Origin of the sequence: Streptomyces sp. NPDC058469, assembly GCF_042721125.1 — a bacterium.
In the GTDB taxonomy this organism is placed as follows: Bacteria; Actinomycetota; Actinomycetes; order Streptomycetales; family Streptomycetaceae; genus Streptomyces.
This window is the reverse complement of record NZ_JBHXME010000002.1, coordinates 142,956-155,101: the sequence shown is the minus strand read 5'-3', so window position 1 is coordinate 155,101 and position 12,146 is coordinate 142,956. Positions and strand designations below refer to the sequence as shown.

The 12,146-nt window shown below is 68.7% G+C and carries 12 protein-coding genes; 8 read left to right on the top strand and 4 right to left on the bottom strand.

The genetic code is table 11. The annotated features are described in order from the left end of the window. Nucleotide 1: 1 nt before the first annotated feature. A complete protein-coding gene (locus ACFWP5_RS01955; protein WP_384148919.1) occupies nt 2-1,636 on the bottom strand; it encodes an ABC transporter substrate-binding protein in 1,635 nt (544 codons plus the stop codon). Nucleotides 1,637-1,848: 212 nt separating this feature from the next. Here ACFWP5_RS01955 and ACFWP5_RS01950 point away from each other — a divergent pair, with 212 nt between their 5' ends. After that, nucleotides 1,849-2,562 carry a FadR/GntR family transcriptional regulator gene (locus ACFWP5_RS01950; protein WP_384148917.1) on the top strand — a complete coding sequence of 238 codons (714 nt, stop codon included), beginning with the start codon at nt 1,849-1,851 and terminating at the stop codon, nt 2,560-2,562. A gap of 47 nt (nt 2,563-2,609) precedes the next feature. After that, nucleotides 2,610-3,101, top strand: coding sequence for a protein-tyrosine phosphatase family protein (locus ACFWP5_RS01945; protein ID WP_384148915.1), 492 nt, complete (start codon nt 2,610-2,612; stop codon nt 3,099-3,101). Here the strand turns inward: ACFWP5_RS01945 and ACFWP5_RS01940 are convergent. After that, nucleotides 3,075-3,647 (bottom strand): class I SAM-dependent methyltransferase, encoded by a 573-nt coding sequence (locus ACFWP5_RS01940; protein ID WP_384148913.1) that lies wholly within the window; start codon nt 3,645-3,647, stop codon nt 3,075-3,077. The genes ACFWP5_RS01945 and ACFWP5_RS01940 overlap by 27 nt on opposite strands. 55 nt (nt 3,648-3,702) lie before the next feature. Here ACFWP5_RS01940 and ACFWP5_RS01935 point away from each other — a divergent pair, with 55 nt between their 5' ends. Continuing rightward, nucleotides 3,703-4,485 carry an AraC family transcriptional regulator gene (locus ACFWP5_RS01935; protein ID WP_384148911.1) on the top strand — a complete coding sequence of 261 codons (783 nt, stop codon included), beginning with the start codon at nt 3,703-3,705 and terminating at the stop codon, nt 4,483-4,485. Here ACFWP5_RS01935 and bla read toward each other — a convergent pair. Continuing rightward, nucleotides 4,478-5,407 carry a class A beta-lactamase gene (gene bla, locus ACFWP5_RS01930; protein WP_384149071.1) on the bottom strand — a complete coding sequence of 310 codons (930 nt, stop codon included), beginning with the start codon at nt 5,405-5,407 and terminating at the stop codon, nt 4,478-4,480. The genes ACFWP5_RS01935 and bla overlap by 8 nt on opposite strands. A gap of 162 nt (nt 5,408-5,569) precedes the next feature. Between bla and ACFWP5_RS01925 the strand changes: the two genes are divergently transcribed. Then, on the top strand, nt 5,570-6,712 hold the full coding sequence (locus ACFWP5_RS01925; RefSeq protein WP_384148909.1) for an abortive phage infection protein: 1,143 nt from the start codon (nt 5,570-5,572) through the stop codon (nt 6,710-6,712). Nucleotides 6,713-6,733: 21 nt separating this feature from the next. On the opposite strand, the gene ACFWP5_RS01920 is transcribed toward ACFWP5_RS01925, so the two are convergent. After that, complete coding sequence (locus ACFWP5_RS01920; protein WP_384148907.1) at nt 6,734-7,261, bottom strand: GNAT family N-acetyltransferase; 528 nt, start codon at nt 7,259-7,261, stop codon at nt 6,734-6,736. Nucleotides 7,262-7,550: 289 nt separating this feature from the next. On the opposite strand from ACFWP5_RS01920, the gene ACFWP5_RS01915 reads away from it, so the two are divergent. The 4 genes from ACFWP5_RS01915 (at nt 7,551) to ACFWP5_RS01900 (ending at nt 12,145) form a co-directional block, all read left to right on the top strand. Next, a complete protein-coding gene (locus ACFWP5_RS01915) occupies nt 7,551-8,318 on the top strand; it encodes an SCO2525 family SAM-dependent methyltransferase (protein WP_384148905.1) in 768 nt (255 codons plus the stop codon). A gap of 84 nt (nt 8,319-8,402) precedes the next feature. Further along, nucleotides 8,403-10,244 (top strand): SCO2524 family protein, encoded by a 1,842-nt coding sequence (locus tag ACFWP5_RS01910; protein WP_384148903.1) that lies wholly within the window; start codon nt 8,403-8,405, stop codon nt 10,242-10,244. A gap of 3 nt (nt 10,245-10,247) precedes the next feature. Further along, nucleotides 10,248-11,165, top strand: a complete 918-nt coding sequence (locus tag ACFWP5_RS01905) for an SCO2523 family variant P-loop protein (RefSeq protein ID WP_384148901.1) — start codon at nt 10,248-10,250, stop codon at nt 11,163-11,165. Beyond that, complete coding sequence (locus tag ACFWP5_RS01900) at nt 11,162-12,145, top strand: SCO2522 family protein (RefSeq protein ID WP_384148899.1); 984 nt, start codon at nt 11,162-11,164, stop codon at nt 12,143-12,145. The genes ACFWP5_RS01905 and ACFWP5_RS01900 overlap by 4 nt, the downstream gene beginning before the upstream one ends. Nucleotide 12,146 lies beyond the last annotated feature (1 nt).

The following is a 12,146-nucleotide window of genomic DNA, read 5'->3' as shown; positions in this document are numbered from 1 at the left end:
GCTAGACCCACTTGGCCTGGAGGACATTGATGCCGGGGTAGGGCTGGGCCCTTATGCCTGTCAGCTCCTTGGGGTCCCAGGCGGTCATCAGCTCGTTGTGGACGACCGGGTAGAGCACGGCCTGTTCGGCGACGGTGTCGATGTAGTCCTGGATCATCGTCTTCTTCTTCGCCGCGTCCGGTTCCTGGGTGGCCTGGTCCATGTCCTTGAAGAGCTGCTTGGCGACGGAGTTCCCGGCCCAACGGGCGTAGCCCATCCAGAGGTTCCGGGGGCCGTAGTTGTAGTGCATGATCAGGTCCGCGTCGAGGCCGAACTGGTTGGGGTTCGAGGCGGCGGCGACGACCTGGTAGTCCTGCTTCTGGTCCATCTTGGTGAAGACGGCCGTGGTTTCCTGAGGGGAGAGGGTCGTCTTGACGCCGATCGCGTCCCAGGACGCCTTGATGGTCGGCAGGCAGTCGACGATCCAACTCACGTTCACCGCAAGGATGTTGATCTTCAGGCCGCTGACCCCGGCCGCCTTCAGAAGCGCCTTCGCCTTGTCGGGGTCGTAGTCGTAGACCGTCTTCGCGCGCCGGTAGGCGGGGTTGCCCGTGTCGAGGAACGACGAGGACGGCTTCCCGTGTCCCCTGAGGGCGACTTGGACCATCTTGCCGGTGTCGATCGCGTAGTGGAGTGCCTGGCGTACCCGTACGTCGTCGAAGGGTTTGTGCTGCGTGTTGAACATCAGGAACAGGTTGTTCATCCCGGCCCCGCCCGCGACAGTCAGTCCGTCGCTCCGCAGCCGCTGGATGTTGGCGTAGGGGATGTTGTCGGCGATCTGCGCGCCCGCGCTCGACCCGGAGATCTTGGCGACGCGCGGCGCCGCGTCGACGATCGTCAGCCAGTTCATCGTCTTGAAGGCGGGCGGGCGCGGGCCGTTGTAGCCGGCGAACGCGGCGAAGGTCGTGTTCGACTTCGGGTGGTGCGCGGTCTGCCTGTACGGTCCCGAGCCGACCGCCTTCCCCTGGATCGCGTCGTCCCAGGCGCCCGGCTCGGAGAAGACGTGCCTCGGCATGATCTTCGCGAGGGTGAGCCGTGAAATCCCTTCGGGGAAGGGGAACTTGAGGACCAGCTCGACGTTCCGCGCGTCGATCTTCCGCACCTCCTTCAGCCAGCTGACGAAGAAACCCTGCGCGAGGGTCGCCGTCTTCGGGTCGAGGATGCGGTCGTAGACGAAGACGACGTCGTCGGCGGTGACCGGCTTCCCGTCGTGGAACGTGGCGCCCGCCCGCAGCGTGAACTTCCACGAGGTGCCGCTCGTGTCCTTCGGCACCGCCGTCGCCAGCGCCGGATACGGCGCGCGGGTGATCGGGTCGGTGTCGATCAGACCCTCGTAGACGTGGTTGTTGCCGGCCATGGCGAACGCGGACGCCGTCTGCGTCGGGTCCCAGCTGCCGTCGTTGCCGTAGCCGATCACCGCGGTCAGCGTCCGGTTCTTGCCGGCGCCCCCGCCGCCGGTGTCGTTCGTCGACTGCGGCCCCGACGAACAGGCCGTCAGGGACGAGGAGATCGCGGCCGCCGCGCCCAGCGCGCCGGAGTACTTCAGGAACGCCCGGCGGTGCAGCGCGGGCACGTTCTGGGTCACGTCTTCGCGCATGGTTACTCCAGGAGGTACGACGTCCTACGTCCTGCGGTCAGCGCGACCATAAGAGCGGCCGTGGGGGCGGTCAAGGCATCGCACACGAATGGCGTAGCCATCAGAGGTCGGACCAATGGCGGTTTGAAAAGGCGCGGGAATGGCGCAAGTTGACACCTTCTCAGGGCTGGCTGAAGCCAGACATGGGACGTGGGACCTCTGGTGCGCGTACGATGCGGCGCATGTCCGGGGAGCCAAGGAACAGTCGGATACAGCGTGAGGTCGTCCAGCTGATCCTCGACCGCAAACTCCAGCCCGGTGCGCCGCTGCCCACCGAGGCCGAGCTGATGGAAGCCCTCGGCATCAGCAGAAACTCCGTCCGCGAGGCCCTCAAGGCGCTCCAGGCCCTCGACATCGTGGAGATCAGACACGGCTACGGCACCTACGTCGGCCGCGCCTCGCTGACCCCGCTCGTCGACGGCCTCACCTTCCGCACGCTCGCCCGCCACGAGGACGACGCGGACGCGCTGGCCGAGATCCTCCAGGTACGCGAGGTACTGGAGGAAGGCCTGATTCATCGGGTCGCCGCCACCGTCACCGAGCCGGAACTGGACAGACTGGAAGCGGTGGTGAACCGCATGGAGGAGGCGGGCCGCGCCGGCCGGCCCTTCCCCGAACTCGACCGCGAATTCCACGAGTTGCTCTACGCCTCGCTCGGCAACGAACTCGTCCCCCAACTCCTCGGCGCCTTCTGGACGGTGTTCCGCCGGGTCGCCGGCGCCCGCGGCTGGACCGACGACCCGGCCCCCGAACTCACCGTCCGCCGCCACCGCGACATCGTCACCGCACTGCGCGCCCGCGACGTCGAGGGCGCCCAGCGCGCGATGGCGGACCACTTCCGCGGCATCGAGGCACGCGCGGCACAGGAGTCACGAGGAGTGGGCTGACCGGCGCTTTCGGGTAGCGGGCATCCCACCGTCTCTACGCTGGCCGTGTGACCGAGACCTGGCCAGAGACCTGGAACCCGACCGCCACCGGTGTCCTACGGCTGCCTTCCAGCCGCCTGATCCGGGGCCGTGGCCTGCGCCGACCGCTCCCGGCCGACGGCCCGGCACCGACGTACGGCGTGTATCTGCTGGGCAGCGCGCCGCCCCAACTGGCCTGGGAGACACGCTGGTTGCGCTGGCCGGACTTCCGGCTGCCCGCCGACCGCGCCGAGGCCCGCACCGTCCTCACCGAGGCCTGGCAGCGGGCCCGTACCGAGCGCGTCGAGATCGCCTGCGGCGGCGGCCGGGGCCGCACCGGCACGGCACTCGCCTGCCTCGCGGTCCTCGACGAGGTGCCGCCGGAGGAGGCGGTCGCCTACGTCCGTGCCCACTACGACCGGCACGCGGTGGAGACACCGTGGCAGCGGCGGTACGTACGGCGGTTCGGGGCGTCTTCAGGTGCGATAGGCGAGTCAGGCGCGGCGCGCCCGGAAGCGTAGGCCGCCGCTCTCCGGGTGCAGGTCGACCGTCGCGTCCGTGAAGCCGGCCCGCTCCAGCCGCGCCGGGAGTGTCGCCGGATCGAGGGTGTTCATCGTGTCCCGGAAGTGCAACACCCGGAAACGGAAGCCGGGTTGGCTGTCGCTGCCCGCGAACGTGCCGCCGGGACGCAGCACGCGGAACGCCTCGGCGAAGATACGGTCCTGGTGGGCGGCCGTAGGCACATGGTGCAGCATCGTGAAACAGACGACGGAGTCGAACGACGCGTCGGGCAGCGGCAGTTCGGCGCCGTCCGCCTGGAGCACGGTGGCCCGGTCGCCCCACTGGGACTGGAGCAGGCGTGCCGTGTCGGCGTCGATCTCGGCGGCGGTGAGGTGGTCGACCTGCTCGACGAGGACGCGGAGGTTGGCGCCGTAGCCGGGGCCGATCTCCAGCACGTCCGCGCCGAGTTCCACGTGCTCAAGGGCCCAGGGCAGGATGCGGTCCTTCGTCGTCTGCGCCCATCCCTGGGAGCTGCACAGCTTGCGGTGGGCTCGGTTCATCGGCATACGTCGACGCTAGGCGGGCCGGGCGGTTGTCCGCCACGGGCTAGGCTGCCGTGTCATGTCGCGGAACGGACAGCGCGGGTGGCGTGGGGGCCGGGTGTTCGACACGGCGATCCTCGTCGGCCAGTTCACGATGCCGCGCGGGACGGCCTTCGCCACGCACTGGCACCCCGTCCACCAACTCGCCTGTTCCGAGCGAGGGTTGCTTCGTATCCGCGGCGAACACGGGACGTGGCTGCTGCCGCCGTCGCTGGCCCTGTGGATCCCGGCGGACGTCCCGCACGCCACGGAGTCCGAGGGCGATGCCGTCATGCGCAGTGCGTACGTCGACCCGGTGAGCTGCCCGCACATCGACTGGCGGGACCCTACGGTCGTCGCGGTCACCCCTCTTCTCCGGGCGCTCGTCGAGCACCTGGACCGCACGGACCTGACAGTGGAAGCCCGTTCACGCGCCGAGCCGGTGCTCCTCGACGAGCTGCGTCCGGTACCGGTGACCAGCGTGACCGTGCCCGAACCGCGCGATCCACGGGCGCGGGCGGTGGCCGAGGCGCTGCGGGCCCACCCGGCGGACGGGCGGACCCTGACGGAGCACGGCGGTCAAGTCGGCGCCAGCGCACGGACGTTGGCCCGCCTCTTCGTCGCGGAGACGGGCCTCGGGTTCGGCCAGTGGCGGGAACGGCTGCGGATGCAGGCCGCGTTGCCGTTCCTCGCCGAGGGTTTGCCGGTGGAGTCCGTGGCGCGGCGGGTGGGGTACGCCTCGGCGAGTTCCTTCACGGCGGCGTTCCACCGGGTGGTCGGGGTGACGCCGAGGCAGTATTTCCCGACCTCGCGCGCTAGCTGACGGCTTCCGCCACCAACTTGGCGGTATCCGCGACAAGTTGGTTGTCGTACGGAGCGTCGGGCAGGGTCGGCTTCGTCGTCAGGACCGCGAGGACGACCGGGTCACCGGCCTCCGTCCAGGCGATGCCGACGTCGTTGGCGGTGCCGTAGTCGCCGCTGCCCGTCTTGTCGGCGATCGTCCAGGTCGCGGGGAGCCCGGCGCGGAAACGGGCGGCGCTCGTCGTGTTGTTGAGCAGCCAGGCGGTGAGCCGGTCGCGGTCGGGGCGGCGCAGGGCGTCGCCGAGGACGAGCTTGCCGTACAGGCCGCCGATCGCGCGCGGGCTGGTGGTGTCGGTGATCCGGTCCGGCTCGGCCGAGTTCAGCTCGGTCTCCCAGCGGTCGAGCCGGGTGACCCGGTCGCCGAGGGAACGGGCGAAGCGGGTGACGGCGGTGGGGCCGCCGAGTTCGCGCAGGATCAGGTTGCCCGCGCCGTTGTCGCTGTAGCGGATCGCCACGTCGATGAGCTGCTCGACCGTCATGCCGTCGGCCAGGTGCGCCCGGGTCTGGTCGGAACCGTCGACCAGATCGGCCTCCGTGTAGTGCACGACCTTGTACAGGACCTCGCCGTGCCGGTCCAGGTCCCGCAGGACGGCCGCGGCGGCGAGCGTCTTGAACACCGAGCACATCGGGAAGAGTTCGTCGGCACGGTGCACGACGGTCTTCTTCGTACCGATGTGATGCGCGAACACGCCCACGCGGGCGCTGTGTTGATCCTCAAGGGCGCGCAGTCGAGCCGTGGTGTCGGCGCCGGTGCTGTCCGACGCCTGCGCGGAGGAGGCACCGGCGAGGAGGGTCGCGGCGGTGGCGGCACTGGCGCTGAGGAGGGTGCGGCGGGTGGTCGTAGGCGTCGTAGGGGTCGTAGAGGACTGTTCGGAGTCTGAGATCGTGCTCTCCTTTGTTCGGTCTTCCGTTCGGTCTCCGTCGACGATCGGTCGGTCTCCGTCAACGATCTCTCCAGTGATCGACGCAGGGCGTCATTCCTTGGTTGCGCCGCCGTAGACCATCGGCGGACACCGCGACGGGCCCGCGCTGGGCACAGTGGGCGCATGGTGAACACACAGGGGATCACGCGGGGGCAGTTCCTGACGGGGGCGCTGGCGCTCGGAGCGGCGGGCGCGCTGCTGCCGTCAGGGCGGGCGACGGCACAGACGCAACCGCATGCGACACGTGGCCGCCGCCCCGGCCTGCGCCACCACGGCGTCGTCTACACGGTCGGAGAGGGCGAGACCCCCGCCACCGCCTGGAACCCGCGCCGGATGCGCGCCGACCTCCGCGCCATCCGCGACGAGCTGCACGCCGACACGGTCGACGTCACCGGCGACGGCGTCGACCGCCTCACCGCCACCGCCGCCGAGGCCGCCGAACTCGGCCTGCACATCTGGCTCCAGCCCACCATCGCCGACATCCCGGAGCGGGACATCCTCGAACACCTCGCGGAGACCGGCCGGTTCGCGGAACGTCTCCGGCGCCAGGGCGCGAGCGTCGACTTCAGCGTGGGCTGCGAGTTCTGGCTGTTCGTGCCCGGGATCGTGCCCGGCGCGACGGTCCTGGACCGCGTCCAGAACATCCTGAACGGCACGTTCGACCCGGCGAGGATGCAGCGCAGGCTGGACGCGTTCACCAAGAAGGCGGCGGCGATGGGCCGTTCCGTCTTCCAGGGCGACCTCAGCTACGCCGCCGCCCAGGACGACGAGGTCGACTGGAACCTCTTCGACATCGTGGGCATCGACTACTACTCCTACTTCCGCCAACCAGCCCACTACGTAAGGGAGTTGCGCCAGTACCAACGCTGGGGCAAGCCGGTCACCATCACCGAGTTCGGCACCTGCGCGTACAAGGGCGCCGAGAAGACGGCCGGCATGGGCTGGAACGTCGTCGACTACGACAAGGACCCGGAGGAGATCAAGGGCCACCTGATCCGCAGCGAACACACCCAAGCGGCTTACGTGGTCGACCTGTTGGGGGTCTTCGAGTCGATGGACCTCTACGGCGCGATGGCCTTCGAGTTCGTCACCCCGGACGCCCCCCACCGCGCCCACGACCCCCGCCACGACCTCGACATGGCGAGCTACGCCATCACCAAAACCATCAAGGACCGCCCCGACGAACCGAGTTCACCCTGGCACTGGGAGCCGAAGGAGGCGTTTCGCGCGCTGGCGCGACGGTACGCACGGGCGTGCCGCCACTGAAGGCGTCCTGTCGCCCGCGCATCACATCCCCAGCGTCATGATCAACCGGTCTTCCCCGGGCCCGAAATAATCCTTCTCCACTCCTTCGTCGGACCAGAAGCCCAGCGACCGGTACAGCATGATCGCGGCGGCGTTGGTCGGCTCCACCGTCAGCCGGACCTGGTGGACGTGCTCCGTGCGGAGGCGGCGCAGGGCCTCGACCATCAGGCGCCGGCCGAGGCCGCGGCCCTGAAGGTGAGGGGTGACGGCGAGGCTCATGATCCAACTCACGTAGCCGTCCGAGGTGTTGACGAACAGGACGTAGCCGAGCAGGCCCTCGCCGTCGTCCAGGACGAGGATGCGGTCACCGTGGATGTCGACCAACTGTCTGAGAACGACCTGTGTGTACGGCTCTTCGGGGAAGGCCTCCCTGTCCACCCGGAGCAGCTCGGGCAGGTCGGCCACGGTGACGCCCCTCAGGGTCAGCGGCCGTTCGACGCGGTCGGCGAAGAATGCCTGGTCAGTGCGGCGCCCGACAGAAGGGAAACGTTCCTCCGGAAAGGGCGTCATACTGCCTCCTGGGGGTAGGAAGTCAATTGCGTGTTGACACTCGTACGGGTGGTACGGGCGAGACGAGCGCGTCCTGCCTTTCTGGTGTGTTCGGCAGGGTTCCATCCATCTTGGGTGGGGTGATCCTGCAGTTCAAGGCCGAATCAGGTCGCATGACTGTATTCGCCACGATGTGCCCCCGTGCGCCCCGGCGGTGGCTGTGAGAAGCTGTGGCATGGCGTAGATTGCTCTGCGAAATTGGCGAGAGCTACACGTCGCGCCTGCGACCTCGGTATCGTGAAATGGTGGAATGGTGAAAAATGCGGAAGTCGCCTGGGGTGCGTTCGATTCGATCGCATATGTAGATCACAACTACCGTGATCTACAGGCGGAGGACGCGGAGATCCTGACCATTCTCCGAGATCATTTCGCGGATCATTTCCGGAACCAGGGCGTCGGTCCGGTTTACGGCATCGACGTGGGCGCCGGCGCCAATCTCTATCCCGCCCTGTCCATGCTGCCGTGGTGCGATGAGATCACCCTCTTCGAGCGCTCGTCCTCGAACGTGGCATACCTGGAGAGCCAGGTCGACTCGTATGCGCAGAACTGGGACCAGTTCTGGGGCGTCCTGTGCGGGAACAAGAGCTACGGCTCCTTCGGCACCGACCCCCGCGAGAAATTCCGCAAGGTCGCCAAAGTCGAGCAGGGCAACATCTTCGGTCTTAAGCGGTTCGGCGGTCGGTGGTCCGTGGGGACGATGTTCTTCGTTGCCGAGTCGATGACCTCCTCGTACCAGGAGTTCACCCTGGGTGTGAAGCGCTTCATGCGCGCCTTGGCCCCCGGGGCTCCCTTTGCCGCCGCTTTCATGGAACACTCCATGGGTTATCACGCGGGTGAGCAGTTCTTCCCCGCGTGCGACGTGGGGGAGAACGAGGTGTGGGAGAGTCTCGAACCATTCGCGGACAAGCTCAAAGTGCACCGGCTCAAAACCGAGGCCGCGGTGCGGGACGGTTATTCCGGAATGATCCTCTCCTATGGCTGGCGCGGGAATTCGGATGCACGTGTTCCGATCGGCTGACAGGGTGGCCGACCGGTGAATCTTCACAACAGAAGAGGGATATTCCTCGGCTGAGGGCAGTGCGGTCTGTGTGAGGGGCATGGAATGGAGATCAAGCCGCGGCAGCACCTGCTGGACATCTGGCAGGCGGTCGCCCGCCACTCCTTCGACGGAGGGGAGTGGGCGTGGGGAAAATGGGGCGGTGAGAGCAGCGTCGCCGACGCCGAGCGCCTGCTCTGCCTGCTGTATCCGGCGACCGAGCTGCCGTCGTTCCGGCTGGACGACCCCGACACCACGCTGACGGACGTCCAGCAGACGCTGAAGCGGGCCGGCGGACGCCTGGAGATTCCGGCCAATCTCGTCATGGCCGCGGTCGAGTTCATGCGCACCCACGCCGACGACAAGCGGCCCACGTTCGCGGGCGGTTACTACTTCCAGTCCCGGGACAAGGAGCAGGACCTCACCGAGGAGCAGCGCCAACTCGGCGTCACGGACTCGTTCTCCATGTCGATCACCCTCTGTCTCGCCCTGCTCGGCTTCCTCAAGGTCTACGAGACCAAGACCCGCCGCGGCGACATGCAGGAGATGATCAAGGAGCTGAAGGCCGCGACCAACAACCGGCTCACCGCCGCCATGGTGAGCCTGCTGCGTTCGTTCACGGTCAACGTCTACGACACCGACTCCCCCCAGGGGCAGACGCTCTGCGAACTCCTCGGCCAGGGCCAGTTGTCGCAGCGGCAGGTGCTGGAGCAGTTCCAGCGGCGGTTCCGCCCGCTGCGTGCCGCCGTCATCGAGAGCTTCATCCTCGGCCTCGACGTCCAGGAGGCTCTCAAGGACGAGAGCCAGCTCTTCGAGTGCGGCTGGGCCTGGAGCCTGGTGCGGGACGCGCCCGAGGTGGAGACCGAGGAACCCATCGGGCCGCAGCCCGTCGGCGTCGCCAACCCGGTGCCGTACCTCTACTTCACCGTGGTCGCACTCGACGGCATCCAGGACCTGTTCTCGGACCGCACCCTGACCCTGGGCCTGCTCAACGCCGAACAGCAGAAGCTCGCCGAGGCGTTACGACTGCGCTGGGAGATCACCCAGCAGTACTGGTCGCGCATCGCCCGCTTCGACGGCGACCGCTGGCCCCTGGAGGACATCCCCTGGCGTACGACGGGACAGCGGCTGGAGTCGGAGTACTTCTCCCTCTCGGTCGCCGCGATCCTCGTGCACGACCTGATGCGCCGCCGGGCCACCGACGACGACCTGACCCGCACCGTCCGCGTCATGGAGCGGCTCGCCGAACGCGGCCGTATCACCAGCCGGATGACGCGCGACGACCCGATGATCCAGCTGCACAACCCCGGCGTCACCCTGCCCCTCCAGGGCGGCGGCACCATCGGCCCGCCGATGGACTGGACGATGAGCGACTTCTCGGCCCAACTCCTCAAGCGCACCGTGCAGTTGTGCACGCTCTCCCGCAACCTCTCCGCGCACGACCGGCTGCTTCGGCTGGCCGAGGACATCTTCGGCCATGTGTGGCGGCGCCGGATGGGCGAGGGCGAGGGCGTCGGCCTGTGGGACAACGTGCACGCCATCTACCCGGAGACCGCCCTCACCGAGGGACCGGTGTCCTGGAGCATCACCGAGCGGGTCACCGAGGTGATGGTCCAGGTCCACAACATGTACGCGCAGCCCCCGATCCGCAGCCTCGAACTCACCGAGCTCGCACGGGCGTTGCTCAGCGAGTCCACGCACCTTCTGGGAAACGAACAGATGGCGCCCGCGCCCAACGCCGACGGAAAACGTGGCATGCAACTCAGGGGAATCGAGGTCAAGTTGCGCCGCGCCCGCGCCCTCGTGGACGAACAGCCGGGTACCGCCTACTCGTTGACGCTCGACGTGCTGGGCCAGCTCGACGCGCTCGCCCGGGCCCGCCAGGCCGCCGCGGTCCAGGGAGTGTGACCCGTGCTGATCTTCGCGGCCTCCGACAAGGGAGGCACGGGCCGCTCCGTCACCAGCGCCAACCTCGCCTACCAGCGGGCGTTGACGGGTGACGACGTCTGCTATCTGGACTTCGACTTCGGCTCGCCCACCGCCTCGGCCGTCTTCGACGTGCCCGACGCCCGCGAGGCCGCCGAGGACCGCGGGCTGCACTCCTATCTGATAGGCGAGATCAGCGAACCGGTCAGGATCGACGTCTGGGCGGACACCGAACACCGCGTACTGCGCAACCAGCCGCCCGGAGCAGGCCGGTTGATCCTGATGCCGGGTGACCTCAGCGGCGGCGAGTTCGCCACCTCCGGCGACAATCTGCGCCGCTGCGTGGACCTCCTGCTGCGCCTCAACGGCGAGTTCGACCTGATCGTCGTCGACCTCAGCGCCGGCCGCAGCTACGCCGTCGACATGGTGCTGGCGGCCACCTCGCAGCGGGCGATGAGCGGCGTTCAGGCCCGCTGGCTGGTCTTCCACCGCTGGACCCGCCAGCACGTGGAGGCCGCGGCCAGCCTGGTCTACGGCAAGCGCGGCATCCTCGCCGGCGGCGTCGCCCGCGGCCACGACGAGGACGCGCTGCGCGGCGCCATCCGCTTCGTACGGGCCGCCGTACCCGATCCCGACTCGGCGCTGTGGTCGCAGGCCACGCCCACCCAGTCGGCGTGGATGGAGCAGTGCGACACCGAGTTGAAGCATCTCGCCTCGCACCACGGCATCGGCTACAGCCAGGTGCTCGGCTCGGTGCCGCTGGAGCCGGTGCTGCAGTGGCGGGAGCAACTCATCACCGATGAGGACGTGTTGGACAGCCAGATCGCCACCATGGAGACCTGGCAGGCGCTGAGCGACCTCGCCGCGCGGCTGACCGACGACAAGTACTGGGAGGAGGCATGACGGAGGCCGTCTTCCGGGAGACCACCGCGGACCCGCGCACCCAGTCCGTGCCGCTGGCCCATCTCTCGCTGGAGCTGGGCCACCTCTACATGGAGGACTTCGAGGCGGGCCCCGAGCGGCTGCGCGAGCACTTCGCCGAGGTGCGGATCTGGGTGGACGCGGCCCGCGCCTCCGCCGCCCGCCGCACCGGCGGCAAACGCCCCCGCATCAGCACGTGCTTCCTGATCGACGACTACTTCACCCGCTTCTCCACCCCGGCCGAACTCGTCCCGCTGGTCCTCGAAGAGGCCGAGAAGGCCGGCCTCGTCATCGACTACCTCGCCCGCGAGTCGGGCTGCGCGGTCGCCGACCGGATCGAACTGGCCGAGTCCGTCATGCACCGCCTCGTCGAGTCGCCGCCGCCGGGCAGCCACGGCTCCCGCCCCCCGGTCAGCCAGACGGGCTGGCTCGCGAATGGCGAGCGCACCACCCCAACGCGCAGCGCGCTGGCGGAGATTGTCACCTGGCAGCCGCCGCACGAGACCGCGGCCCGCAACCACTCGGTCTTCATGGACGTCGAGTTGTGGTCCGAGACGGACAAGGGCCGCCTGTGGTCCTGCCCGTTCCTGGCCGCCGTATGGCAGTTGGCCCGCCTGGGTCTGCTACGACACCTGGGCGAGCCCGTGTTGGTCCCGCGACCCTGGACCGGCGGGGGCTTCCCGCGCGACTGGGACCGGCTGCCGCCGCTGCTCAAACTCAGCGACACCCGGGTCCCGTTCAGCGCGTACCGCACCTGCACGCTGATGGCGAACCGGTTCGTCGCCGTGGAGGACGCCGTACGGCTCATCCTCGACCAGATAGACGTGGACTCCGTCGCGCTCGAACAGGTCGCCAAACGGTCCGCGGGCGAAGGCGTCGCGGTCCCGGAGGCGGTGGCGCAGCGCGCCACGTACGTCTTCTACGAGGAGCCCGCCAACTCCACTTCACCCAACGGGACTTGAC

Excerpts from the sequence above, each read along its gene's own strand:
- ACFWP5_RS01950 (WP_384148917.1), top strand. The coding sequence starts at position 1,849 with ATGCGGCGCATGTCCGGGGAGCCAAGGAACAGTCGGATACAGCGTGAG.
- ACFWP5_RS01910 (WP_384148903.1), top strand. The coding sequence starts at position 8,403 with ATGGAGATCAAGCCGCGGCAGCACCTGCTGGACATCTGGCAGGCGGTC.
- ACFWP5_RS01925 (WP_384148909.1), top strand. The coding sequence starts at position 5,570 with ATGGTGAACACACAGGGGATCACGCGGGGGCAGTTCCTGACGGGGGCG.
- ACFWP5_RS01955 (WP_384148919.1), bottom strand. The coding sequence starts at position 1,636 with ATGCGCGAAGACGTGACCCAGAACGTGCCCGCGCTGCACCGCCGGGCG.
- ACFWP5_RS01940 (WP_384148913.1), bottom strand. The coding sequence starts at position 3,647 with ATGCCGATGAACCGAGCCCACCGCAAGCTGTGCAGCTCCCAGGGATGG.
- ACFWP5_RS01920 (WP_384148907.1), bottom strand. The coding sequence starts at position 7,261 with ATGACGCCCTTTCCGGAGGAACGTTTCCCTTCTGTCGGGCGCCGCACT.
- ACFWP5_RS01915 (WP_384148905.1), top strand. The coding sequence starts at position 7,551 with ATGGTGAAAAATGCGGAAGTCGCCTGGGGTGCGTTCGATTCGATCGCA.
- ACFWP5_RS01935 (WP_384148911.1), top strand. The coding sequence starts at position 3,703 with ATGTCGCGGAACGGACAGCGCGGGTGGCGTGGGGGCCGGGTGTTCGAC.
- ACFWP5_RS01900 (WP_384148899.1), top strand. The coding sequence starts at position 11,162 with ATGACGGAGGCCGTCTTCCGGGAGACCACCGCGGACCCGCGCACCCAG.